Source organism: Arthrobacter sp. MDB1-55 (assembly GCF_059092925.1).
Window position 1 is genome coordinate 177,514 of sequence record NZ_JBNHID010000002.1, and the last position, 22,353, is coordinate 199,866.

At 64.6% G+C, this 22,353-nt stretch carries 25 protein-coding genes, 1 pseudogene and 1 riboswitch; of the genes and pseudogenes, 11 read left to right on the plus strand and 15 right to left on the minus strand.

Annotated elements, in window-relative coordinates:
• Window positions 1-53 precede the first annotated feature (53 nt).
• The 6 genes and pseudogenes from AC5RU3_RS07970 to AC5RU3_RS07995 form a co-directional block, all read right to left on the minus strand.
• On the minus strand, window positions 54-470 hold the full coding sequence (locus AC5RU3_RS07970; RefSeq protein ID WP_309071643.1) for a CoA-binding protein: 417 nt from the start codon (window positions 468-470) through the stop codon (window positions 54-56).
• 13 nt (window positions 471-483) lie between these two features.
• A complete protein-coding gene (locus AC5RU3_RS07975) occupies window positions 484-1,515 on the minus strand; it encodes a GlxA family transcriptional regulator (protein WP_309071642.1) in 1,032 nt (343 codons plus the stop codon).
• Window positions 1,516-1,546: 31 nt separating this feature from the next.
• Window positions 1,547-2,341, minus strand: a complete 795-nt coding sequence (locus tag AC5RU3_RS07980) for an alpha/beta fold hydrolase (RefSeq protein WP_493965234.1) — start codon at window positions 2,339-2,341, stop codon at window positions 1,547-1,549.
• A 12-nt stretch (window positions 2,342-2,353) separates the two neighbouring features.
• Window positions 2,354-3,307 (minus strand): aldo/keto reductase, encoded by a 954-nt coding sequence (locus tag AC5RU3_RS07985; RefSeq protein WP_493965235.1) that lies wholly within the window; start codon window positions 3,305-3,307, stop codon window positions 2,354-2,356.
• Window positions 3,308-3,394: 87 nt separating this feature from the next.
• Window positions 3,395-3,631: pseudogene (locus tag AC5RU3_RS07990) on the minus strand (HNH endonuclease); the annotation flags it as partial.
• Window positions 3,632-3,661: 30 nt separating this feature from the next.
• Complete coding sequence (locus AC5RU3_RS07995; protein ID WP_493965236.1) at window positions 3,662-4,675, minus strand: DUF222 domain-containing protein; 1,014 nt, start codon at window positions 4,673-4,675, stop codon at window positions 3,662-3,664.
• 505 nt (window positions 4,676-5,180) lie between these two features.
• On the opposite strand from AC5RU3_RS07995, the gene AC5RU3_RS08000 reads away from it, so the two are divergent.
• The gene (locus AC5RU3_RS08000) at window positions 5,181-6,227 is read left to right on the plus strand and encodes a D-2-hydroxyacid dehydrogenase (RefSeq protein WP_493965237.1); all 1,047 of its coding nucleotides are present in this window, start codon (window positions 5,181-5,183) and stop codon (window positions 6,225-6,227) included.
• Between the two features lie 9 nt (window positions 6,228-6,236).
• On the opposite strand, the gene AC5RU3_RS08005 is transcribed toward AC5RU3_RS08000, so the two are convergent.
• The 5 genes from AC5RU3_RS08005 to AC5RU3_RS08025 all read right to left on the minus strand — a co-directional run bounded on the left by AC5RU3_RS08005 (window position 6,237) and on the right by AC5RU3_RS08025 (window position 9,605).
• Window positions 6,237-7,253, minus strand: a complete 1,017-nt coding sequence (locus AC5RU3_RS08005; protein ID WP_309072791.1) for a magnesium and cobalt transport protein CorA — start codon at window positions 7,251-7,253, stop codon at window positions 6,237-6,239.
• 81 nt (window positions 7,254-7,334) lie between these two features.
• Window positions 7,335-8,090: an ANTAR domain-containing response regulator gene (locus AC5RU3_RS08010; protein WP_493965238.1), complete on the minus strand. Its 756-nt coding sequence runs from the start codon at window positions 8,088-8,090 to the stop codon at window positions 7,335-7,337.
• Window positions 8,091-8,099: 9 nt separating this feature from the next.
• The gene (locus tag AC5RU3_RS08015) at window positions 8,100-8,354 is read right to left on the minus strand and encodes a helix-turn-helix domain-containing protein (RefSeq protein WP_493965239.1); all 255 of its coding nucleotides are present in this window, start codon (window positions 8,352-8,354) and stop codon (window positions 8,100-8,102) included.
• On the minus strand, window positions 8,354-8,845 hold the full coding sequence (locus tag AC5RU3_RS08020) for a DUF2975 domain-containing protein (RefSeq protein WP_493965240.1): 492 nt from the start codon (window positions 8,843-8,845) through the stop codon (window positions 8,354-8,356). Before AC5RU3_RS08020 ends, AC5RU3_RS08015 begins: the two co-directional genes overlap by 1 nt.
• A gap of 76 nt (window positions 8,846-8,921) precedes the next feature.
• Window positions 8,922-9,605, minus strand: a complete 684-nt coding sequence (locus AC5RU3_RS08025) for a nucleoside/nucleotide kinase family protein (RefSeq protein ID WP_493965241.1) — start codon at window positions 9,603-9,605, stop codon at window positions 8,922-8,924.
• A 232-nt stretch (window positions 9,606-9,837) separates the two neighbouring features.
• A riboswitch (SAM riboswitch) is annotated at window positions 9,838-9,938 on the plus strand.
• Window positions 9,939-9,943: 5 nt separating this feature from the next.
• On the opposite strand from AC5RU3_RS08025, the gene AC5RU3_RS08030 reads away from it, so the two are divergent.
• The 6 genes from AC5RU3_RS08030 (at window position 9,944) to AC5RU3_RS08055 (ending at window position 16,599) form a co-directional block, all read left to right on the plus strand.
• A complete protein-coding gene (locus AC5RU3_RS08030) occupies window positions 9,944-10,780 on the plus strand; it encodes an ABC transporter ATP-binding protein (protein ID WP_493965242.1) in 837 nt (278 codons plus the stop codon).
• A 68-nt stretch (window positions 10,781-10,848) separates the two neighbouring features.
• Window positions 10,849-11,901 (plus strand): aliphatic sulfonate ABC transporter substrate-binding protein, encoded by a 1,053-nt coding sequence (locus tag AC5RU3_RS08035; protein WP_493965243.1) that lies wholly within the window; start codon window positions 10,849-10,851, stop codon window positions 11,899-11,901.
• On the plus strand, window positions 11,898-12,776 hold the full coding sequence (locus AC5RU3_RS08040) for an ABC transporter permease (protein WP_309072151.1): 879 nt from the start codon (window positions 11,898-11,900) through the stop codon (window positions 12,774-12,776). The genes AC5RU3_RS08035 and AC5RU3_RS08040 overlap by 4 nt, the downstream gene beginning before the upstream one ends.
• Window positions 12,752-14,713: an acetate--CoA ligase gene (gene acs / locus AC5RU3_RS08045; RefSeq protein ID WP_493965244.1), complete on the plus strand. Its 1,962-nt coding sequence runs from the start codon at window positions 12,752-12,754 to the stop codon at window positions 14,711-14,713. Before AC5RU3_RS08040 ends, acs begins: the two co-directional genes overlap by 25 nt.
• A gap of 51 nt (window positions 14,714-14,764) precedes the next feature.
• On the plus strand, window positions 14,765-16,108 hold the full coding sequence (locus AC5RU3_RS08050) for an O-acetylhomoserine aminocarboxypropyltransferase/cysteine synthase family protein (RefSeq protein ID WP_309072149.1): 1,344 nt from the start codon (window positions 14,765-14,767) through the stop codon (window positions 16,106-16,108).
• Complete coding sequence (locus AC5RU3_RS08055; protein WP_309072148.1) at window positions 16,105-16,599, plus strand: CoA-binding protein; 495 nt, start codon at window positions 16,105-16,107, stop codon at window positions 16,597-16,599. Before AC5RU3_RS08050 ends, AC5RU3_RS08055 begins: the two co-directional genes overlap by 4 nt.
• A gap of 19 nt (window positions 16,600-16,618) precedes the next feature.
• Here the strand turns inward: AC5RU3_RS08055 and AC5RU3_RS08060 are convergent, their stop codons facing one another.
• From AC5RU3_RS08060 to AC5RU3_RS08070, 3 genes are all read right to left on the minus strand, one after another.
• A complete protein-coding gene (locus AC5RU3_RS08060) occupies window positions 16,619-17,392 on the minus strand; it encodes a hypothetical protein (RefSeq protein ID WP_493965245.1) in 774 nt (257 codons plus the stop codon).
• Window positions 17,382-17,942 carry an RNA polymerase sigma factor gene (locus AC5RU3_RS08065; RefSeq protein ID WP_493965246.1) on the minus strand — a complete coding sequence of 187 codons (561 nt, stop codon included), beginning with the start codon at window positions 17,940-17,942 and terminating at the stop codon, window positions 17,382-17,384. Before AC5RU3_RS08065 ends, AC5RU3_RS08060 begins: the two co-directional genes overlap by 11 nt.
• 72 nt (window positions 17,943-18,014) lie before the next feature.
• Window positions 18,015-18,572, minus strand: coding sequence for a hypothetical protein (locus tag AC5RU3_RS08070; protein WP_493965247.1), 558 nt, complete (start codon window positions 18,570-18,572; stop codon window positions 18,015-18,017).
• A gap of 220 nt (window positions 18,573-18,792) precedes the next feature.
• On the opposite strand from AC5RU3_RS08070, the gene AC5RU3_RS08075 reads away from it, so the two are divergent.
• The 4 genes from AC5RU3_RS08075 to AC5RU3_RS08090 all read left to right on the plus strand — a co-directional run bounded on the left by AC5RU3_RS08075 (window position 18,793) and on the right by AC5RU3_RS08090 (window position 21,033).
• The gene (locus AC5RU3_RS08075) at window positions 18,793-18,963 is read left to right on the plus strand and encodes a hypothetical protein (protein ID WP_309072144.1); all 171 of its coding nucleotides are present in this window, start codon (window positions 18,793-18,795) and stop codon (window positions 18,961-18,963) included.
• Window positions 18,964-18,967: 4 nt separating this feature from the next.
• On the plus strand, window positions 18,968-19,174 hold the full coding sequence (locus tag AC5RU3_RS08080) for a hypothetical protein (RefSeq protein ID WP_493965248.1): 207 nt from the start codon (window positions 18,968-18,970) through the stop codon (window positions 19,172-19,174).
• Between the two features lie 128 nt (window positions 19,175-19,302).
• Window positions 19,303-20,028 (plus strand): ATP-binding cassette domain-containing protein, encoded by a 726-nt coding sequence (locus AC5RU3_RS08085; protein ID WP_458116243.1) that lies wholly within the window; start codon window positions 19,303-19,305, stop codon window positions 20,026-20,028.
• Between the two features lie 231 nt (window positions 20,029-20,259).
• Window positions 20,260-21,033, plus strand: coding sequence for a hypothetical protein (locus AC5RU3_RS08090; protein WP_458116242.1), 774 nt, complete (start codon window positions 20,260-20,262; stop codon window positions 21,031-21,033).
• On the opposite strand, the gene AC5RU3_RS08095 is transcribed toward AC5RU3_RS08090, so the two are convergent.
• The gene (locus tag AC5RU3_RS08095; protein ID WP_493965249.1) at window positions 21,020-22,279 is read right to left on the minus strand and encodes an FAD-binding protein; all 1,260 of its coding nucleotides are present in this window, start codon (window positions 22,277-22,279) and stop codon (window positions 21,020-21,022) included. The two genes, AC5RU3_RS08090 and AC5RU3_RS08095, sit on opposite strands and share 14 nt — an antisense overlap.
• Window positions 22,280-22,353: the final 74 nt, after the last annotated feature.

A 22,353-nucleotide genomic window follows, 5' to 3' on the forward strand; every position in this document is an offset into this window, starting at 1 on the left:
GCGTGTAGTGGTGAGCGCGGCTGAGCCGCATCCAGCTCAGGAGCAGTTGGCGGTCACAGCCCCATCCGTGGCGCCTCGATAGCCGGGCACGTGTCCATGACGACCTCGAGTCCGGCATCCGCAGCGCGCTTGGCTGCCGCCTCGTCGATCACGCCGAGTTGCAGCCAGACTGCTTTTGCACCGACGGCGATGGCGTCGTCGACCACCTTCCCCACTTTCTGGCTGTTCACGAAGCAGTCGACGACGTCGATCTTCCCCGGTACGTCAGCCAGTCGCTTGTAACCCTGGCGACCGTAGACATCGTCCCCCTTCAGGCTCACGGGAACGACGTCCATCCCGAGCTGGTCGATGAGGAAGCGGGACACCCCCATCGCCACCCGCCGCGGATTATTCGAAAGCCCGACGACGGCCCAGCGGCCTGGCGTGGTCAGGAGCCGTTTGATGGTTGCCGGGTCGTTCTGGTGCGACATGTATGGCTCCTGTTCAGGCAGGTTGCAGGTGGTTGGAAGGTTCGGCACGCTGTGGGTCGGCTCGATGTGGATCGGCACCGTGCACCAGCGTCGGATGACCGCGGAAGGTTCTCCTGTACGCAGCCGGTGAGGTGCCGAGCGCACGCTGGAAGTGGTGTCTCAGAAGCACCGCCTGACCGAACCCTGCCTCGCGGGCGATGGTTTCGATGCTCAGGTCGGATTCCTCCAGCAGGCTCTGCGCGCGGAGGACACGTTGGGCGGTGAGCCAGGCAGCCGGCGTCGTGCCCGTCTCTGCCTTGAAGCGCCGGGCGAAGGTGCGCTCCGACATGTGCGCGCGTGCCGCCAGGGCGCTGACGCTGTGTTCCTCGTCCAGATGTTCGTCCATCCAGACGAGGATGTCTTCCAGCGTGTCGCACTGGGTGACGGAGATGGGACGGTCGATGTATTGCGCCTGGCCTCCCGCGCGGTGCGGCGGCACAACCATCGAGCGGGCAATGCTTGTGGCGGCAGCTGCACCGAGTTCGGTACGCACGAGGTGAAGGCACGCATCGATTCCGGCAGCCGTTCCAGCGCTGGTGATGATGGTGCCGTCCTGGACGTAGAGCACGTTCTCATCGATCCGGGCGTTTGGAAACTGCTCGGCGAGCTGATGGGCATGAATCCAATGGGTCGTCGCGCGACGCCCGTCGAGAAGACCCGCTTCGGCCAGAGCGAAGGCGCCGCTGCAGACGGACAGCACCCAGGCTCCCCGCTCGTGAGCCGCCTGCAAGGCGCGGTGTACTTCGCCTTGTCCCGGTGCGTCTGCCCCGAACGGCGGCATGATGACCAGGTCTGCGGTCTTGGTAGCGCTCAGATCTTCCTCGACGGCTATGGAGAACCCCAGATTGGTGGGAACGAGTCCCGGTGTAGGAGTGCAAATTGAGAAGTCGAAGGCCGGTATGCCTACACCGCGTTTGGAGCGGTCGACACCGAACACCTCGCACGCGACCCCGAACTCGAACGGCGTTACTCCCGGCAGGGCGATGACGGCAACTCGCTTCAGCATGGATCAAGTGTGGCAGATTTCTGGCCTACAGTTAAGATACTGCCACGCTAAATCTGCGGCGCTTTCCGTGTGATGAACTGTTGGATCCAGTCGAGCGTTTGCGGATGGTCCAGGTGAAAACCGTGCCGACCGTTGGGAACCTTCGCCAGGGTGGAACGGGGGATGAGGTTCCGCAGCACCTGGGCATTGTCGATCGGAGTGAGCACGTCGGCTGTGCCGTGGAGGATGAGTGCGGACCTTGGATGGATCCCAGGTGATCCTGTGTGTTGTGCTCCTTGCTTGCCCTGAACTGCTGGCGTTTCGCCTGGGGTGATGCGCGCGAGGTGAAGAAGGTACGAACAGCTTCCGGATGGGCGGCTGCCCATCCGGCATCGAAAAAGAGGGGTTGCAACTGGTCGGGATCACCGCTGGTGAGAGCTCGGGTAGCTTCCGGATCGCGGTCCCTGCCCAGAAAGCCGCCCGCGGATGTGGCGGCGAGAATGAGCGCGCCGACCCTGTCCGGATAGTCGATCGCCAGCCACTGGCCAATGCGTCCGCCCATTGAGTGACCATAAACATGTGCCCGCTCGATCCCGGCGGCGTCGAGCACACTAACGGCGTCGGCAGCGAAATCCCGAGTGCTCGGGTGGCCCGCTGGGCCGTCATCGCTCCCACCGACGCCGCGGTGGTCGAATCGGATCACCCGGAATGCTTCCGACAGGGTAGGGACAAGCGGATCCCACCCTGTCAGCGCTGTTGCCTGGCCGGCGATCAGCAGAAGCGGGGGTCCCGTTCCGTCGGAACGCCATACCAAGCGGGTCCCATCCTTCGTGACGGCGAACTGCATCGGTGCAACCAGTCAGTCGTCGATGTTCGACGGCGGTGTCCCGAGCGCCTCCAGGTCCTCCCAGAACGACGCCGACACGTCTGTCTGGCGCATGCGTTCCAACTGGTCGATGCGCCTGGCTGATGAGATGCCCACAATCGTGGAGTCTACAAGCGGTGAGCGGAGGGAGAAGTGAAGCGCCGCCGTCGGCAGTTCGATGCCGTGGTCAGCGCACAGGTGCTCGACGTTGCCGACCCACTCGAGGAGTTCCGGTGGAGAAGCGGTGTAGGCGTAGTTTGCGCCGCTTGCGGACCCGCGGGCAAGCAAACCGCCGCCGAAGGGCGCGGCATTGAACACGCCCATTCCCTGATTCACTGCGTCTTCGATCAGAGGGAGTGCACTTCGATCGACGAGCGTGTAACGGTTGTGCGTGAGGAGGACATCGAACGCTTCGGTTGCAACGTATTGCCTCATCAGGCTCACAGTTCCGGCGGCAATGCCGATCGCATCAACCAGGCCCTCTTCCTTGAGCTCGATCATTCCGGCGATTGCACCGCCGGGTGCTGCTGCCTCTTCAAAGGTGATGGAGTAGGGGTCGTGCAGGTGGAGCAGCCCTAATCTGTCCACACCCAGCCGCCGGCAGCTCTCTTCGAAGGATCGCCGGACGCGATCCCGGTCGAACGCTCGGGTAGCTGGATCCTCGTCGACCTTGGTGACGATGGAGCGTCCTTCCGCTACTCCCCCCGAGGAGAGTGCGAGACCGAGTACCTCCTCGCTGCGTCCCTTCGCGTAGTTGTTGGACGTATCGATCAGTGCGTAAGGGCCGTGAAGCATTGTCCGCGCGAGTTCGACGGCGGCTGCCTCGTCAGCACTACCCGGGCTGGTCCCCGCACCAAGAAACGAGGTTCCGAGGGTGATCGGGCTGGCCAGAATGCCGGTAACTCCCAAGGGACGGGGATCGATGGGATTGTGTGGCTGGTCAGGCACGGGTTCTCCACTTCTGTTCGGCGTGTCAGCGTTTCGGCTTAGGCGCTGGCGCGTGACGGCTGCACTGATGGTGACGTTGAGCTCTCCCTAGGAACTTACCGCTTCACCCTCCATTGCGCTTCCGAACGGCGGATCGGGCGTCGACGTCCGTTCGGTCCCTGCGCGCGAACGAACAACGATCTTTCCTGGCTCGGGCTGGCGGTATCTGAAGACGCCCTCCGACTTGTACAGGTGGTGTTTGGGACAGAGGCATGCCAGGTTGAAATGACTGGTTGTTCCTCCTCTTGACCAGGGCACGGTGTGGTCGACTTCGCAGGCAACCGCGGCCCGGTTGCAACCGGGATGCCTGCACGTTCAGTCGCGGGCACGAACCCAGTCCTGTAGGTGTTTTGGCGGTCGATAAGTCTCGCGTCCGACGTCCAATACCGATCCGGTGACCGGATGAGTGAGTATTCGAGTGAAAGACGGCGCATGTGCAGCCAGTCGAGCGGCCGTAGCAGAATCGATCGGGCCGTATCCCTCCAGCTCCGCGAACTGGTTGAGGCCGTGCGGGTCCACGTTGCCGGTCGCCCTACCGCCGGGGATTTCTTGAATGCCCGCTGAGTCGTCTTCCGGGACGCCGGCGTCCTGCCTAAGAACCTCCAGCATCGCGAGGACCGGCACGGTGACATTCACGTGCGCGGTGATACCCTGCCACGTTGAATTCTCATTGGTGCTGCAGTTGTGGGTGAGCAGGTCCACGAACACGTCTGCCCGGAGTTGAGTGAGGGTACGGGACTCATCCGGTGTCTTCAGCTTTCGTGCCGTACTGGTCAACCGCTGGTAGATGCCGCATGCCTGCTCCGCCGGAAGGTAGACGTGCAGCCAGGCCATGCCGTCATCATCCGGTTGCAGCTCAACGTGCCGCTCTGCTTCAGCCTTGACCTTGCGGAAGCGAAGGGTTTGCGGCTGATGCTCTTCGCGGAGGCGGCGTGCCCTGCGGGCAAGCTTGGGGACAGTCATATCAGGGGCTTGATCAAGCAGAGCCCGCTCAAAGAGCGGCACAGCGTTCGGCGGCATGCCGAGCGACTCATCCGCAATCAGGATGGCATGACGACGGGAAATCGATCCGGCTTCAAGCGCTTCCAGGGTGGCGGAATGCTTCGCGGTCAGCTGCACGGATTCCTCAACCAGACGGTGCGCGGTGCGTTCCGGGATGTTCAGTGTGAAGGCCACCTCTGATGCTGCAACGGACTGAGCCATGTCCTCCGCGCGGTTCCCACTCGGGAATCGGTGCAGAACTTCATCCCGAGTCCTGTCGGCGAGCGCAGCGACAATGCGCGCTTCTATCGCATCAATCCAGGACCGGAGCCCGGCAAGTTTTTTCAAGGCGTCTGCTGTATCGCTGTTATCAAGAGCTTCGAGCCCAGTGAGTACCACCCGCCCGCAAAGACCAGCAGGATCCGGAGAACCCAAGCCGAACCCATTGGCATGATCCGTGTCCGTTCCGGTAGCCGCGGAATGCGTGGGAGGCGCCGATTCCCACACCCGCATTGAAGGCTGAAGCTGGGCCTCTGGCCGACCGGGTGTTTGTCCGCCCGACTCCGGCTGGGCATTGGCGGTCCCTTCTGCCTGTGTACTGCCGACCCCTGGAGACCAAAGTTCACAGTCGAACTCCCAAAGATCCTCAGGGCGGAAGTCACGCTCAGTCAGGAAGTCATGCCAAGCATAGTCATCGGCATACAGCGATGATTCCTCCAGCCCCATTTCCAACGTCATGAGGAAAGCCAAACACCCGCCACTGACATTTCCGGAACCTCGAAACACGGCACCCGCGGAACGCGGTCACCGGCATCCCATATGCTCGATCACACCCCTAGTCGACAGGAGAATCATGGCGGATCTGCGCGTGTTCGTTCCCACTCCCCTGCCTGAGCAGCTGTGCGAGCTTATCGAGAAACTGGAGCCGCGGATCGAACTGGTGAGGGATCAGACGCTGCTGCCGCCACAGCTTTACCCGGGGGATCATCTGGGCGACAGGAACTTCAAGCGGACACCACAGCAGCAGGCGGCGTATGAGGCTCTCATCGACAGTGCGGACGCACTGTACGGAGTGCCGGGTCAGTCCGGCGCGGAGCTGGGGAGGGCCGCACGCGCCAATCGCCGACTGCGGTGGGTCCACACAACTCCGGCAGGTGGCGGCAACCAGGTCAGAGCGGCGAAGCTGGCCGAGGAGGAGCTGCAACGCATCACGTTCACCACATCGGGTGGAGTTCATGCCGAGCCGCTGGCCGAATTTGCTGTCTTCGGAGTGCTGGCAGGCTCGCAGAATTTGCCGCAACTGCTCCGGGACCAGCGCGCACATACATGGGGAGCACGGCGTCCGGTACCGCTGATCGCGGACCAGCGCGTCGCCGTCGTCGGCTTGGGCGGGATCGGGCGGGCGGTGGCCCGCAAACTCAGTGCGCTGGGAGTTGAGGTGGTCGGTGTTCACCGGCGCAGCATTGAAGCAGAGGGCGTTTCACGGATCGTCCCGCCGGAGCAACTCGCCAGCCTGCTTCCCGACGTCGACGCCGTGGTGCTTTGCCTTCCGGCCACCGATGCCACCCGTCACATGCTCAGCCGCACCCTGCTGGAACAGGTCAAGGCGGGCATCACAGTCGTCAATGTCGGTCGGGGCACCACCATCGACGAGGAGGCACTGACCGAGGCGTTGATCGACGGCCGCGTCGGGTTCGCTGCTCTTGACGTATTTGAACAGGAACCGCTTCCAACGAACAGTCCGCTCTGGGAGCTTTCAAACGTCGTCGTAAGTCCTCACAACGCGGGAACCTATGAGGACGAGGAGCGGAAAATCGCAGAGTTGTTCGCGGAGAACGCGAGGCGTTTACTGGACGGGGAGCCGATGCTGAACGTTGTCGATACCGTCGAGTTCTACTGAACCGGCGCGCTACATCCACTTCTTGTGCTTGAAGGTGAGATAGAGACCGATCCCCATCAGGACCATCAGGGCCAGCGCAAAGGGGTAGCCGAACGCCCAGCCAAGCTCCGGCATGTGTTCGAAGTTCATCCCGTACACCGTGCCCACCAGTGTGGGTGCAAAAAGAATGGCCGCCCAGGAGGATATCTTCTTCACTTCCTCGCTCTGGGCGAGACTGGCTTCCGAAAGATGACGCATCTCTTCATTCTGCCGCTGTGTCACAAGTGTCGCGTGGACGGAGAGGGCACTCTGCAGCAGGATTCGGAAGGAATCAACACGCTCGATCACCCGAATCACATGGTCTTGAACGTCGCGAAGGCGGCGCTGTAGCTCCAGATCCATGTCGTACTTCTCGGCCCCGCGCAGCAGGGCATCGAGCATAGGACGCAGCGGATGTGCTGCGCGCTGGAAGCCGATGACCTCGCGGGAAAGTTCGTAGATGCGGCGTGCGACGTCAGGAGCGGAGTTGAAGAGCTCATCCTCAATCTCGTCGATGTCATTCTCGAGTCCCGCAACTACCGGCGCATACTGGTCAACCACTTCATCGAGAATTGCATACAGCACCGCTTGCGGGCCGAGGGCGAGGAGCTCCGGCAGTGCTTCCAGCCGTCGTCGTACCTTCGCCAGGTCAGGCGACTCAGCCTGACGGATGGTGACGATGAAGTCGGGCCCGATGAAAACATGAAGTTCACCGAATTCGACGATCTCCTCCGCGTCCAGGTAGCGTGCAGGACGCAGGACGGCAAACAGTGTCTCACCGTAACGCTCCAACTTGGAGCGCTGGTGACCGTGAAGCGCATCCTCAACGGCCAGCTCGTGTAGGGCAAACTCTTCAGCAACCCGTTGAATCTCGGCGGCATCCGGCCGGTACAACCCGATCCAGGCCATCCCGCCGTGGTCACGCTTGAGTTCGAAAGTCTCATCCAGGTTCACCGGGTTGGCAGTACGGTGGCCGTCCACGTATACGCCGTTGTCAACGATCGTCACCCGATTGTCCTTTGCTCTCGTTCCTTCCAGTGCTTGGGCGAGTCTCTCACGTGCACCCACTCCCACGGCCGAAGCCCCGCGTCAGTTTGACGTCTGCAACTGGTAGATCAGTGCTGCAGCCACATCAGCCAGACGCACGTTGGTGTCCTGGGACAGCTTGCGCAGCAGGTCGAAGGCTTCGTCCGCCGAACAGCGCCGGGTGACCATCAGCATGCCCTTGGCCTGCTCGATGGTGGCGCGCGATGTGAGAGCCTCCCGCAACTGTGCCACCTCTGCCTCAAGGTCCCTGAATTGGGTGATGCCATCGGTGAACGCGTTCACAATCGCCTGATGGTTTTCCATCTGCTCGGTGGTCACCAGGAGTCCGTTCATGAGATCGCGGTAGTGTTCCATCACACGCAGCGCATCACCCCTGAGCACCGTGGCATCTTTGACCTGCTGGCGTATGCCGACGACGCGTCCCTCATGGAACACGGGCGAGTTGATCGGGACCCAGTGCCGCTGAACAAACTTCCCGGATAACGGATCAGCGATGTCATACCGCTGAATGATCATGTTGTCCGCGACGCCGGAGGTGAGAACCTGCTCGAAAGACGCCTTCATCCGCGCCACGCCGTCCGCTTCGGGATTTTCGGGGTTGTCCGGGAAGGCTTCGAAAGCGTCCATCGAGACCAGCGAGTCTGCCGGACGGCCGGTCAGTTTACTGAAGGCCGGGTTGATCGCCCGGACGACACCATTGGGGTCGAAGAGCGCTGCCGCCACCGGACTGGCCGTGAATGCCTCGTCTCCGGTGAGAATCCTCGTTATTGCACCGTTCTTCGGCCCGAACCCACTCACTCGGTGATTTTATCCTGAATCGGCACCGCAGCCGTCGTTGTTGGCGGAAGCCGACGACTCATCAGGTTCCCACCGCAGCACGTCACCGGGCTGGCAATTGAGGATTTCACAGATGGCTTCGAGCGTGGTGAAGCGGACCGCCTTGGCGCGGCCATTCTTCAGCACCGCCAGGTTCGCGGGAGTGATTCCGATGCGCTCCGCCAGTACACCGACGGGCATCTTGCGGCGGGCCAGCATGACGTCGATGTCTACGATGATCGGCATCAAATCACCTCGTCGAGTTCGTCGCGCAGGTGCTTGGCTTCGGCGTCACGCGCCACTGCCTGTGCCAAAAGCATCCGCAACACCAGCACAATCAACGCAACGCCACCGATCAGAAGCGACGCCCCACAGATCAGCAGAATAATGCCTGGGGCAATTTCGCCCGGTGCGAGAAGTACGGCAAGCGCGAACACGAGCAACGAGGCAGCGGTGATGGCCCCAAAGATGATGTCGACATACCGGAAGGCACCGTGAGAGAAGACCGTGCCGCTGCGGACCATCGTGAGCAACTTCCATACGCAGACGGCGCTGACCTGCACGGTGAGGATCCCGAACACAACGATGGCGTTGAACGTAATGCGCAGCCCGGTAGGCACGCCCGCTTCCTCTAGGTCGGTAGAGATCAACGGCACCATCCAAAGCTGAATGAACAACGACCCCGCAATCACCATCGCGATAACGACCTGTAATGCGAGGATGGCCAACTTACCCATCGAGGACTCCTTCGATTGTTTTACAAGGAGAATATATCGAAAGACGATAGGTTAGACAACGCCGCCTGCGACGTCCCTACGCGAGAGCACCGCCCCGCCACGCGCATAGTGAGTCCCGCCACCCGGTACGGACCACCAGATCCGCCCTGGCTTTCGACTCCTCAATCAGCCGCGCGTTCGGCTCGTCAACCTGCTCTACCCACGTTTCCGCTGCAGCGCGGCTCTTCCCGAACGCGACGTGCCGCTCAATCAGCCGCTCGATCCGCACACTGCGCTCCTGCTCGCAGTACCAGACCTCAGTGCACATGCTGCGGATGTCCCGCCAACCTGGGCGTTCGAGCAGCAGGTAGTTGCCTTCGGTGAGGATGGTTCCCGCGGAGGGATAAACCGGGAGTACACCGGCAATCGGCTGCTCAATGGTCCGCTCGAAACCCGGAGCGTAAACCACCGCATCCCGAGGCGCGCGAAGGCGCTCGAGCAGTGCGGCGTAACCGTGAACATCGAAAGTCTCGGGCGCACCCTTGCGGCCCAGAAGCCCGAGCCTCCCAAGCTCCTGGTCCGAAAGATGGAAGCCGTCCATGGGCACGTTTGCATACCGCTGCCCTTCCGGCTGCGGCTGGTCCCGGTTCAGTCGGGCAACCAGCCGCTCGGCGAGCGTGGTCTTCCCAGATCCCGGCGGTCCGGCAATTCCGACGACGACGGCGCCACCCTCCGGTGCGGACAGCCCCGCGATGCGGTCAACCAGTTTCGAGAGATGCACCCCGCCATCCTGACACGGGACGCTGCATGATCGTTCTCAGCGTCTGGTGCCGCCAGGATCCCGATTGCGCGGTCCTTCCCAGCCAGCGTGCCCGGCCGGAACACCGCCAGCTGATAACGCGGGCGGTGGACTGGCCGTTCGAGTACCCCTCGGCACGCCCTCGGGACTGGCGGAACGCGTTTTGTTACGACACATGTTGCGCCGAAGGCTCAGAAAGTCGTTTAGTTGAAGCTCACCATCCCGAGCGGCCGAGAGACCTGGATCGTTGACGCCGCAGCAACCCTTACCTGCTATTCGCAGGGGAACGGGTGCTACTGCCAGGAGCGATGGAGTGTTTCATGAGTACCCTTTTGAGTGCACAGCAGCAGGCGTCCCGGAAGACACAACCCGGCGCCGCCGGCAAGCAAGCCCTTCCCCTGACATTCTCCTCACTGGTCCGTTCCTTTGGCAGCGGCAGCGCTGAGCATGTGGTCCTGAGGGACATCAACCTCGAGGTTCGCGCCGGTGAAGTGCTGGCGATTGTCGGAGCGAGCGGCTGCGGAAAATCAACCCTGCTTCGGGCCGCGGCCGGCCTCGACTCACCTACCGGCGGCAAGGTTCTGATCGACGGCACCGCCGTCAACGGGATCGACGACCGCTGCGCCTTCGCCTTCCAGGAACCCCGCCTCCTTCCCTGGCTCTCCCTGCGTGCCAATATCGCAATCGGACTGCCCAAGGGAACCAGCGCTGCAACCGGCAAGGCAAAAGTCACGGAGCTCCTCGGTCTCGTCGAGCTAGCCGACTTCGCCGAGCACCGCCCCCGTGAGGTCTCGGGCGGCATGGCACAGCGCGCGTCGCTGGCCCGGGCACTCGCACGCAACCCAGGTGTACTGCTGCTCGATGAGCCATTCGGTGCGCTGGACGCACTGACCCGCCTGAAGATGCAGGACCTCCTGCTCGATATCCACCGCGCGCAGCCCACAACGGTCCTGCTCGTCACGCACGACGTCGACGAAGCCCTCCAGCTTGCTGACCGCATCATCGTGCTGGGCAAATCAGCGGACCCGGCTCACCCCGGAGCATCCGTCACCGAGGTGCTCACCGTGCCGGGCGAGCGCCCCCGCGACCGCAATTCGGCTGAGCTCGGTCGAATGCGGAGCTCACTGCTCGCCACTCTCGGCGTCAAAGGCCACTAGCGCACCCACCACTTGTTCCGCCGTCGTGCCCGTCCGCGCGATGGCTGCCGTCCATGCAAAGGAAAATCATGATCCGCACCCGCTCACCCTTCACCCGCCGCGCCGTCGTCTCCGTAGCGCTCGCCGCAAGCAGCGCTTTCGCACTGACCGGCTGCCTCGCCGGCGAGAACGCCGCCTCCACCGAAGAGGCGGGATCCGGTGAATTGGCCACCGAACTGAACATCGACTTTGCCACCTACAACCCGCTGAGCCTGGTCATCAAGGACCAGGGCTGGCTGGAAGCCGAGCTGGAAGACGAAGGCGTAACCGTCAACTGGATCCAGTCCGCCGGATCCAACAAGGCCAACGAAGCGCTGCGCGCAGGAGCGGTCGACGTCGGCTCCACCGCCGGATCCGCTGCCCTCCTCGCCCGGTCCAACGGCTCGCCCATCAAGACCATCGACATCTACTCGCAGCCGGAGTGGTCGGCAATGGTGACCGTCGAGGGTACCGGCATCGAGAGCCTTGAGGACCTCCGGGGCAAGTCGATCGCAGCCACGAAGGGCACTGACCCCTACTTCTTCCTGATCCAGTCCCTTGAGTCCGCGGGCATCGACCCCTCCGAGGTCACCGTGCAGAACCTGCAGCACGCCGACGGCTGGGCTGCCCTGCACAACGGTTCGGTCGACGCGTGGGCCGGACTTGATCCGATCATGGCATCGGCCGAGCAGGAGGGCGCTGAGCTCTTCTTCCGCAACATCGACTTCAACACCTACGGATTCCTCAACGCCAACGAGGAGTTCCTGACCGAAAGCCCCGAGCTGGCCCAGACCGTGGTAAACGCGTACGAGAAGGCCCGTCAGTGGGCCAAGGAAAACCCCGAGGAGACGGCGGAGATCCTCGCCGAGGTCGCCGGCATCGACGTCGAGCTTGCCAAGGCCGTGATCATCGAGCGCACCAACCTCGACGTCGATCCTGCTCCGGGCGAGGCGCAGCGTGCAGTCCTCGAGAAGGTTGGCCCGAACTTCGTCGAGACCGGCGACGTCTCCTCGCAGGAGCAGATCGATGAGGCCCTCGAGACCCTCTTCGATGACTCCTACGTCTCCAACGCCGACCCCGAAGCGATTCAGGCCTCCTCATGATCCATGAGAACGCCACCCCCATCAGCAAGGAGGGTCTGGAGGCTACCGGCCACACCCTCACCACCGCGGACGACGACGGCGTCTCACCGCTCCAGCCGGCGGACACTTCCGCCGGGTTGCTGAGCCGCCGCCCGGTCCGGCTGCTGCTGGGGCTTGTTGTTCCCGCCCTGGTGCTCGGTGCCTGGCAGCTGAATTCTGTGGTGGGCGTCTTCAGTGCGGTGCAGCTTCCCCCGCCGACGGCGGTGCTGAACGCCGCCGTCGAGCTCGCTGAGCGCGGTGAGCTGTGGATCCACATCGCCATCTCCACCCAGCGCGTACTGATCGGGTTTGCCCTCGGTGCCACGCTCGGCCTGGCTCTGGGCGCATTACTGGGGCTCTCCCGGCTGGCCGACGTGTTGCTCGCTCCCGTGATCGGCGCCCTGCGTGCTGTGCCTTCGCTGGCATGGGTTCCGCTACTCATCCTGTGGATGAAGATTGGCGAGGACTCGAAGGTCACGCTGATCCTGATCGGCGCCTTCTTCCCGGTCTTCACCACGCTTTACCTCGCGCTGCGGCACGTCGACCGGAACCTCGTGGAGGCGGCGCGTGCCTTCGGGCTGAAGGGTTTCCGGCTGCTCACGACCGTGCAGCTTCCCGCCGTCGTTCCCGCGATCTTCTCCGGGCTGCGGTTGGCGCTCGCGCAGGCCTGGCTGTTTTTGGTGGCTGCCGAACTCATTGCCTCGTCGCTCGGTCTCGGGTTCCTCCTCACGGACTCGACGAACAACGGGCGGACAGACAGGATCTTCCTCGCAATCATCCTGCTCGCGGTGATCGGCAAGACCACCGACGCGCTGCTCGGCATCGCCGAGAGATGGGCGGTCCGGCGTTGGACCTGAGCACTGCCGAGTTGACCGAACCTGAGCTGATCGAACCGGATCTGGCCACTGAAGCCGAGCGCGTTGCGTTCTGGGAGGAGGCGGCGCGCCGGTTGCACTGGAGCTCGGAATGGCAGACGGCACATACCTTCGAGCCGGCACGCCCCGGTCCCGGCGGTGAGCTGTCTGGCCCGCGCATCGAGTGGTTCGCCGGCGGCACACTGAATGCGGCCTACAACTGCGTGGACCGGCATGTTGAGGCCGGCCTCGGTGACAAGCCTGCGCTCCTCTTCGAGGGGGAACCAGGAGACCGGCGTACTGTCACCTATTCCGAGCTTCAGGAAGAGGTCAGTCGTGCGGCGAACGCCCTGACCGCGTTGGGAATCGGCAAGGGTGACCGCGTAGTCATCTACCTGCCTGTTTTGGTGGAGACCGTCGTCGTGACCCTGGCGTGCGCGCGGATCGGAGCCGTGCATTCGCTGGTCTTCGGCGGCTTCTCGGCGGAGGCCCTGCGCTTTCGCGTCGAGGACACGGGCGCCAAGCTGCTCGTCACCACGGATGGGCAGTACCGGCGCGGAGCAGCGGTTCCGGTGAAGGTTAACGCCGATCTCGCCGTTGCCGGCAACAACGCGATCGAGCACGTTCTGGTGATCCGGAGGACGGGAAGCGAGATCGCCTGGCACGAGGGCCGCGACGTGTGGTGGCACGACGCCGTTGCCTCCGCCTCCCCCGTACACGGGGCCGAGGCCTTCGACGCCGAAACCCCCCTGTTCATCATGTACACCTCCGGCACCACGGGGAAGCCGAAGGGCCTGGTGCACACCACGGGCGGCTACCTGACGCAGGCGTCCTGGAGCTTCGAGTACCTCTTCAGCGACCCTGACCCGGCCAAGCGGGACAGTGATATTCACTGGTGCACGGCCGACCTCGCCTGGGTCACCGCCCACACCTACGAAATCTACGGACCGCTCTCCAACGGCGCCACCCAGGTCATCTTCGAGGGCACCCCCAACACTCCGCATCCCGGCCGCCACTTCGAGATCATCGAACGGTACGGCGTCACGAGCTACTACACGGCACCCACCCTCATCCGCTCGCTGATGGGCTGGTTCCCCGACGGCGTCCCGGCCAAGTACGACCGCTCCTCCATCAAGGTCCTCGGCACGGTGGGCGAAGCCACGAACCCGGAGGCATGGCGCTGGTTCCGGGAGAACATCGGCTCCGGAAGTGCCCCTATGGTGGACACGTGGTGGCAGTCCGAGACCGGCGCGACGGTCCTTTCCCCCCGCCCCACCGATGCCTCCTTCAAACCCGGCTGTGCCTCCCGCGCGCTTCCCGGCGTGAGCACCCGCATCGTGAACGACGACGGCGAACCGGTCGGTCCCGGCGAGCAGGGACTCATCGTGGTGGACCGCCACGGTCCGGCGATGGCCCGCACGGTCTGGGGAAATCCTCAGCGCTACCTCGATTCCTACTGGCGCAAGTTCGCAGAGCAGGGCTGGTTCCTTGCCGGCGACGGCGCCAAGTACGACGACGACGGCCACACCTGGATCCTCGGGCGCGTGGACGACGTCATCAACGTCTCCGGCCATCGACTCTCCACGATCGAGATCGAGTCAGCGCTCGTATCGCATCCGCGGGTGGTCGAGGCCGGAGTGTGCCCGGTAACCGATGAGGTGACCGGGCATGCGATCGCGGCGTTCGTCGTCGTGCACGGTGAGGTGGGCAACAGCGCCACACTGCAGACCGAACTCCGCAACCACGTGGCGAAGGCGATCGGCCCGATTGCCAGACCCAGCGCCGTCGTCGTTGTGGAGGATGTTCCCAAGACGCGCTCCGGGAAAATTATGCGCAGACTGCTGACGCAGCTCTACGAGGGAACGCCGCTCGGTGACACCACCAGCCTTCAGAACGAAGGCTGCGTTCCGAAGATCGCTGACGTGCTCGCCGCGCGATAGCGCAATACTTGAGAAGAACCAGATACACCCTCCAGGAAAGGTGGCCATTCCATGGCTGACCGCACTTTCGGCTTCCGCACCCGTGCCCTGCACGCCGGCGGCACCCCTGACGCCACGCACGGCGCCCGGGCGGTGCCGATTTACCAGACCACGTCCTTCGTGTTCAAGGACACGAACGACGCCGCGAACCTCTTCGCGCTGCAGAAGTACGGCAATATCTACTCCCGCATCGGCAACCCCACCGTCGCGGCGTTCGAGGAGCGCATCGCCTCCCTCGAGGGCGGCATCGGTGCGGTCGCGACGGCGTCGGGCATGAGCGCCGAGTTCATCACCTTCGCAGCGCTGTGCCAGGCCGGCGACCACATCGTCGCGGCGTCCCAGCTCTACGGCGGCACGGTGACCCAGCTCGACGTGACGCTCCGGCGCTTCGGCATCGACACCACCTTTGTCCCGGGAACTGATCCAGCGGACTACGCGGCCGCCATCCAGGAGAACACCAAGGCGGTCTACGCCGAGGTCATCGCCAATCCGAGCGGCGAGATCGCCGACATCGCCGGGCTAGCCAAGATAGCGCACGACGCCGGTGTTCCCCTGATCATCGATTCCACCCTGAGCACGCCGTACCTGATCCGTCCGCTCGAGCACGGCGCGGACATCGTGATCCACTCGGCCACCAAGTTCATCGGCGGCCACGGCACCACGCTGGGCGGCGTCATCGTCGAAAGCGGGCGGTTCAACTGGGGCAACGGCAAGTTCCCCACCATGACCGAGCCCGTCCCGTCCTACGGGAACATCCAGTGGTGGGCCAACTTCGGCGAGTACGGCTTCCTCACCAAGCTGCGTACCGAGCAGTTGCGTGACATCGGGCCGTCGCTGTCGCCGTCGTCCGCATTCCAGCTCCTGCAGGGCGTGGAGACGCTGGCGCAGCGCGTCGATGAGCACGTCGCCAACGCGCAGGCCGTGGCCGAGTGGCTCGACAACGATCCCCGGGTCGAGTACGTGAACTACGCGGGGCTCGCCTCGCACGTGCACCACGAGCGGGCGAAGCAGTATCTGCCCCAGGGACCCGGTTCGGTCTTCAGCTTCGGCGTGAGAGGCGGGCGGCAGGCCGGTCAGAAGTTCATCGAGTCGCTGCAGCTTGCCTCGCACCTGGCCAACGTTGGAGATGCCCGGACACTGGTCATCCATCCGGGCTCCACGACGCACCAGCAGCTGTCCGCGGAGCAGCTCGTTGCGGCAGGCATTCCTGAGGATCTCATTCGGATTTCCGTGGGGCTGGAGGACCTCGAGGACATCCTGTGGGACCTCGACCAGGCGCTGGATACGGCGGTGGCAGGAACGCCCGCCCACCTCGAAGAAGCGCTCGAATTCAAGAACGAGGGAGTGAAGGCATGAGTACGCAGGAACGTTCCTGGGAGGGGCCCTCTGCACCGGAGCGCCTCAACATCCTCCGCAATGCCACATCGATCGCCATCGTCGGGGCGTCGGACAAGCCCTCGCGGGCATCCTACTTCGTTTCGACGTACCTGCAGTCGTCCGCGCCGTACCGGCTGTACTTTGTGAACCCGACCGCAACCGAAATCCTCGGCCAGCCGGTCTACAAGTCCTTGGCCGACCTGCCGGAGCAGCCGGACATTGTGGACGTCTTCCGGAAGCACGACGATCTGCCCTCGGTCCTCGAGGAAGCCAAAGCGGTCGGTGCCAAGACCCTGTGGCTCCAGCTCGGTTCCTGGCACGAGGACGTCGCCCGGGACGCCGAGGCCGCAGGGATGAACGTGGTGATGGACCGCTGCGTGAAGATCGAGCACGCGCGCTTCCACGGCGGGCTGAACCTGGCCGGCTTCAACACCGGCGTCATTTCTTCGAAGCGGCAGGTCACCGCTTAGTGGTTTAAACGGAAGGGCTTCAGCGGGAGGGATCCGCACTCGGCGCGGGCTTCGGTGTTCCTCCGGGAACTGTGAGTCCGGGCGGATCGACTGGAAGGACGGAACGGGGGGTCGGAACCGGGCGGGGAGCCTCGACGGGCAACTCCGGGAGCTCAACCGGCGGAACAACTCTCCGTCCCACCTCAGGCAGGTCTTTGCTGGTCCCCTTCCGGTCCGCCGGGGCGTGGTTCTCAGGCTCGGCGCTGGTCGTGGGCTCTGGGGCCGTCGGTGAGCCTTCCCCGCCCCGGGTGCCCGGCTCCACTGCGCCCGGTCCCTCAGGAGCCGGCGCGGACACCGGCGCCTGAGGGACCGGCGTTACGTCCGGAGCGGGAACCGGCGCGGGCTGAGCTGGGTCGGGCTGCTTGTCCGAGGCGGGTTCGGCAGGTTCCGACGGCGCCACCCAGCGGATCACGGACTCGATCGCGGTCTCGACGGCGTTGCCCGGACCGAGCGCGGCCACTCCCCCCATACCGGCAGCCATAGCGAGCACGACGACGCCGCCCACCGCTGCACCCCGACGCTTGGCCTTGCGGGATCGCAGCGGAACAACATTTCCGTCGGACTCGGACGAGCGGTCACCAGGTACCGCTGCCTGACGCATGGCTTCAGCGAGCGCAGGCGAGATCGGCGGCGCCGGCCGCTGACCGACACCCCTGAGTTCGGCGAGCGCAACAGTCAGTTCTTCGGAGGCAACGACGTCGGACTCGGCAAGCAGGTTCCGCGCCGTCGCCCGGGAGCTGGGGTCATGCACCATGGTTGCTCGAATCCTTATCGACAAGAAGTTGTTTGAGTTTGTGGAGTCCGCGACGCTGCAGCTGTTTCACGGCACCGGTTGATTTCCCGAGCACGCGTGCCACCTCATCGAGCGGCAGGTCCGCGACGATCCGCAGGGCGAGCACATCGCTCTGGTCGCTGTTCAGGGAGCGGAGGTGCCCGAGGGCTCCTTCGGCGGTGAGGTTGCCCAGGGCAGAGGACTCAGCGGACGCCGTCGTCCGGTGGTCTACCGACGGATCATAGGAGAACAGGGCCGGCCGACGGGTGCGTCTCCGGGTTTCATCGACGTGACGCGCGTGCGCCACGGAGAAGGCGAAGGTGCGCAGGCCCTGCTCGCCGCCCGTGATGGAAGGCAATCTGCTGAACAGGGCGAGAAAGACGTCCTGCGTGAGTGCTTCGGGATCCTCCGAGCCGCGGGCGGTCAGGTAACCGAGGATCCTCGGCGAAAGTTCAGTGTAGATACGGTTCAACGCCTCAGTGTCGCCTGCCTGGGCAGCACCCAGCAGATCGTCCGTCAGCGTGGAACTCACATGTACCTCTCGATCCGGGGGCGGGTGCGGCATTGCGCCGCACCCAAACCCCGCAATCCTAGCGACGCAGTGTTAGCGGCGCGAACCCTCAACCTTGGCTTCAGCACCAACCTCGACGCCGGCTCCTATCGCGACCTCGGGCAGGGTAACCTCAGCCGGAACAGCGGGTACGGCCGGGGTCGCGGGTGCACCGTCAACGCCAGGCACGGCGGGCGCAGCCGGAACCGCGGGGACAGCTACCCCGGAACCACGCACGTCGGCGTCGGCTTCGGCGTCAACCTCAGCCTCTGCGTTGGCTTCGGCGTCTTCGGCTGCCTTGACATCCGCGGCGGCCTGAGCGGAAGCGGCGGGCGATGCCGGAACAGCCGGTACGGCAGGCACGGCAGGGGTCGCCGGTACGGCCGGTACATCTTCCTCGGAAACCGTAGGAACGGCGGGCAGGGCGGGAACGGCGGGCACGGCAGCCTCAGCGGGTGCCACCACCGCAGTTACTTCAGCAGCACCGTCGGCAGCGCCTTCAACGGAGGGAGCGGCAACTGCGACGCCCGCACCGCCGACGGCGATGACGGCGGCAAGGGCGGCGCCCTTGGCGGGCAGGCTGAGGGCGCTGAAACGATCGTGCAGGTTCATGGAACTCCTTGGTCGGTCTTGATCATGAGGTTCGGGGGTGCACCGCCCCCGCTGGGGGACGAAGCGGCGCACCCTCACATGCAGGTAATCGACGCAGCGATGCCGCGGGTTACGCACGTTCCAAAGAACTTTCAGGCTTCGTCGAATAGTGGCTGAAAATTATTGATAGTGGTCTTTTCTGCCACTGTTGGGGCAGGGAGGCGAGGAGGACCATCGAGGTATGGAAATCATCGTCGTACTGGTTCTGCTGGCCGCACTCACCGCGGCTGTCCTCCACACCGTCCGCACGGACGGCAGGGGGCACACTCCCTCGATCTTCTCCCACACGGGCTGGGGAGATTCGGCACTGCCTAGCCGCTCCTACTCGAATCCAACGCCGGAGGGGGTGTAAGGCCATGGAGCTCCTTGTCATCCTGGGAGTACCGCTGGCACTGTTCGCCTACATCGGCCGCACCTCGATCCCCGCGTCCGAGCGCATACCGCTCTCCTCCTGGCGCCTGCCGGACCTCGCACGAAACGTATGGATCGGGCTGATCGTGTGCGCCGTGGAGACACCGCTCGACCGCACCATGGAAGAAACATTCAACACATACCGCTACTGAGTCGGGCGCAATATAACGTCAAACAACCGTTATACGGCGGGATTCACGCCCGCTCCGACTAGGTTAGGGATGATTACTGGCGGGCACCGTGGGTGCCCCGGACACCCGGATACCTACGGAGCAAACCGATGAGTCCCAGCCCGGTTCCACCCTCACACACGGCGCTCAAACGGGCTTCGACGCCGCTGCCCGTCTCCTTCGTGAAGCTGCATGCCGAGGGCCTCCGGGATGTCAGTCTCGATATTCGCGCCGGCGAGGTGCTCGCGTTCGTGGGCACAGAGAACGACGGTGCCTCCCGCCTCCTGCGCGCGGCCGCCGGACTGGATCACCCACAGTCGGGCTCGGTGCTGGTGGGCGGGGAACCTGTCCGGCGCACGGACGACCGCTGCTCCTGGACCCCCAGGGACGCCGGCCTGCAGCCGACCCATTCATTGCAGGCCAACCTCGCACTGGGCCTCCGCAAGGGTTCCAGCGCCAGCGAGGGCAAGGCGAAAATTGCCGAGCTTCTCGATCTCGCGGGGCTTCACCGGTTCGCCAAGCTTCTGCCCACCGATGTGACCGCCGAGATCGTGCGGCGCGCGGCCCTGGCCCGGGCACTGGCAAGCGGACCCGGCGTAGTGTTGCTCGACCACCCGTTCGCGGCCGTCGAGGGCGCTGCCCGGACAGTGCTGCACAACGTGCTGCAGACCCTCCACCGAGCCCTCCCGACCACGGTCCTCCTTGCAACCAACAGCATGGAGGAAGCGGTGCGGCTTGCCGACCGGGTTGTGGTCCTCGGCCGCAGCGCCGCCGAGGAAGTATCCGGAGCGCTTTCCATCTGCGAAATTCGGGACGGGCAGCGCAAGCAGCGCTGACGTCGGAGCTCAGGTGCGTTCAGCGCCCCAGCATGGGCGACACTGGCCAGGACAGCACCGCGGGCGGGCACTGAAACACCGGCGCAATTTCGGCTTGACCGGATACAAATCGAAAGCCGTTGTGTAAACTCGTAAGCACACTTACGGTCGGGTAGCTGGTATCCAACGAGCTAACGCGCCGGAATGTGGAGCTGCCGGCGCGTGCCGCTGGTGCAGCGTTGGGAGATACAGGTGCAACACACCAACAACTGGCTGAGATATACCGCTGCGGTAGCACTGTTCATCGGAGCGACGTTCGCCGCCGCACCGGCCGCCAATGCGGACCATGACTCCGGCGGTGACACTTCCCCGTCGGGACCGGCTACGGGTCCCAGCAACGAGCCGCCGGAGGAAGACAACCGGGGTCGGGGTGGCCGCGACGAGCCGCCCGTGGCACCCGCACCCCCTCCCGAGCCCCCCGTGGAGGAGCCGTCCCCCGAGCCCCCCGTGGAAGGGCCAGCACCTGCCCCGGCACCCGCACCGGCGCCGGCACCTGACAAACCACCGCCGCCACCGCCCGCTCCAGCGCCCGAACCTGAGCCTGCCCCCGAGCCTGAGCCCGCGCCGGCCCCCAAGCCCGCACCTGCCCCGGCGCCTCCGGTCCAACAGGCGCCGGCACCGGTCGTTCCCCAGCAGCTCATAGTCCCCGCCCCGCCCCAGGTCTATACAGTGCCGGTGGAGGTGGTTCCCGTCGAGGAACCCACCCCTGCGGAGAAAACAAAGGCAGCCAAGAAGCTGGCCCCGTTCGCGATGCCGCCCTATGCCTGGGCGCCTATGTACGAGCCACCGGAGGAAAGCGAGTCGCCTGACCCGGCGCCCGTCGCTGGAAGCGGGACACCCGGCACCGAAGCAGCCGGGTTCCCCATCCTGCCCAGTGTCAGCGCGGGGTTGATCGCGCTGTTGGCCGCGGCCATGGTTGTTCTCGCAAGGCGGTCCCAGGGACCACGGGGAATCAGCGCCCCATAACGGCGGCCGTGAACGGGTTGGTGAAGATGCCGTCAGGGTCCAAGCGCTTCGCGAGTAGCCGGAAGTCCTCGAGGCGCGGGTAGAGCCGGTCAAGGTCGTGGGCACCAGGGGTGAACAGCTTGCCCCAGTGCGGCCGTGCTGAGTACGGCTCAAGCGCCGCCTCCAGCTTCGGCAGGAGCGCTTCGACAGCACGCTGGTCCTGAACCCAGGTGAAGTGGAGGCCCACTGCATCGGTCCTGTAGCTCGAGCTGAGCCACAGCTCGTCGGCGGCTACCGTGCGGATCTCGTTGACCTGCAGGAGCGGGACGATCTCCGCGCTGAGCTCCCGCACGGCACTGATGGCGTCAACGGCACGATCCCGGGGAACCAGGTACTCGGACTGCAGCTCCACGCCGTTGCTCGGCGTGAAGTCGAGCTTGAAGTGCGGCAGACGGTTGTACCAGGGGCCGGACATTCCCAACTGCGGGGTGCAGCCGATGGCCGGCAGCCCGGGCAGCGGGTGCCTCTCGTCGTCGGCAGGGAGTGCACCGAACAGGGTATCCCCCAGCGGCGCATCACGGTCAGGGCGCCGCTTCACCCACACCGAGTCGGCGACGTCAGGATCCCGCCACGTGGTAAAGACGCTGACGCTGTAAGCGGCGCCCGTCACGCCGTCGAAATCGTGGAGCAGATTCTCAAGCGGCAAACGCTCGTAGACCGTCTGCTCCACCTCGAATGCCGGTTCGATCTCCAGCTCCACGCTCGTGACGATTCCCAGGGCACCCAGATTGATGACGGTACCGGCGAAGTCCGGATCACCCGCTGCAAAGCGCACCAGCTCCCCGCCTCCGCTCACCAGTTCCAGTCCGACGACGGCGGCAGCCAGGCTGCGGTTCCGGTTGCCGGAACCATGGGTCCCTGTGGCAACCGCTCCACCTACCGAGATATGCGGCAGCGAGGCGAGGTTCGCCAGCGCGAAACCTTCCTTCTCCAGCTCCCCCGCCAGCTCGCCGTATCGGATGCCGGCTCCGACGGTCACGGTGGAGCGTTCACGGTTGATGCTGACCGGACCGGTCAGGGCTGCCGTCGACAGGAGCTCCGACGTGCCGTCCGCAATGTCATTGAAGGAATGCCGCGATCCCAGCGCCCGGATGGACGGTGAAGCCGCAACGAGCCGCCGGACCTCATCAACCGTGGACGGGTGGTGCACGGTGGAAGCGCCATAGGCGAGATTTCCCGCCCAGTTGGTGCCGACGTCGTTCGCCATGTGCCTGCTCCTGATTTCGTTGAAATTGCAGGACACGCCCCTTACAGCTGGGTATAAGGGGCGTGTCCTGTGAA

What these genes read in the sequence shown, in the direction of transcription:
- AC5RU3_RS08000 (WP_493965237.1), top strand. Translation starts at nt 5,181, where the DNA reads ATGGCGGATCTGCGCGTGTTCGTTCCCACTCCCCTGCCTGAGCAGCTG.
- AC5RU3_RS08015 (WP_493965239.1), bottom strand. Translation starts at nt 8,354, where the DNA reads ATGCCGATCATCGTAGACATCGACGTCATGCTGGCCCGCCGCAAGATG.
- acs (WP_493965244.1), top strand. Translation starts at nt 12,752, where the DNA reads ATGGGCGGTCCGGCGTTGGACCTGAGCACTGCCGAGTTGACCGAACCT.
- AC5RU3_RS08035 (WP_493965243.1), top strand. Translation starts at nt 10,849, where the DNA reads ATGATCCGCACCCGCTCACCCTTCACCCGCCGCGCCGTCGTCTCCGTA.
- AC5RU3_RS07975 (WP_309071642.1), bottom strand. Translation starts at nt 1,515, where the DNA reads ATGCTGAAGCGAGTTGCCGTCATCGCCCTGCCGGGAGTAACGCCGTTC.
- AC5RU3_RS08050 (WP_309072149.1), top strand. Translation starts at nt 14,765, where the DNA reads ATGGCTGACCGCACTTTCGGCTTCCGCACCCGTGCCCTGCACGCCGGC.
- AC5RU3_RS08070 (WP_493965247.1), bottom strand. Translation starts at nt 18,572, where the DNA reads ATGAACCTGCACGATCGTTTCAGCGCCCTCAGCCTGCCCGCCAAGGGC.
- AC5RU3_RS08075 (WP_309072144.1), top strand. Translation starts at nt 18,793, where the DNA reads ATGGAAATCATCGTCGTACTGGTTCTGCTGGCCGCACTCACCGCGGCT.
- AC5RU3_RS08055 (WP_309072148.1), top strand. Translation starts at nt 16,105, where the DNA reads ATGAGTACGCAGGAACGTTCCTGGGAGGGGCCCTCTGCACCGGAGCGC.
- AC5RU3_RS08030 (WP_493965242.1), top strand. Translation starts at nt 9,944, where the DNA reads ATGAGTACCCTTTTGAGTGCACAGCAGCAGGCGTCCCGGAAGACACAA.
- AC5RU3_RS08060 (WP_493965245.1), bottom strand. Translation starts at nt 17,392, where the DNA reads ATGGTGCATGACCCCAGCTCCCGGGCGACGGCGCGGAACCTGCTTGCC.
- AC5RU3_RS07970 (WP_309071643.1), bottom strand. Translation starts at nt 470, where the DNA reads ATGTCGCACCAGAACGACCCGGCAACCATCAAACGGCTCCTGACCACG.
- AC5RU3_RS08040 (WP_309072151.1), top strand. Translation starts at nt 11,898, where the DNA reads ATGATCCATGAGAACGCCACCCCCATCAGCAAGGAGGGTCTGGAGGCT.
- AC5RU3_RS08020 (WP_493965240.1), bottom strand. Translation starts at nt 8,845, where the DNA reads ATGGGTAAGTTGGCCATCCTCGCATTACAGGTCGTTATCGCGATGGTG.
- AC5RU3_RS07980 (WP_493965234.1), bottom strand. Translation starts at nt 2,341, where the DNA reads ATGCAGTTCGCCGTCACGAAGGATGGGACCCGCTTGGTATGGCGTTCC.
- AC5RU3_RS08095 (WP_493965249.1), bottom strand. Translation starts at nt 22,279, where the DNA reads ATGGCGAACGACGTCGGCACCAACTGGGCGGGAAATCTCGCCTATGGC.
- AC5RU3_RS08080 (WP_493965248.1), top strand. Translation starts at nt 18,968, where the DNA reads ATGGAGCTCCTTGTCATCCTGGGAGTACCGCTGGCACTGTTCGCCTAC.
- AC5RU3_RS08085 (WP_458116243.1), top strand. Translation starts at nt 19,303, where the DNA reads ATGAGTCCCAGCCCGGTTCCACCCTCACACACGGCGCTCAAACGGGCT.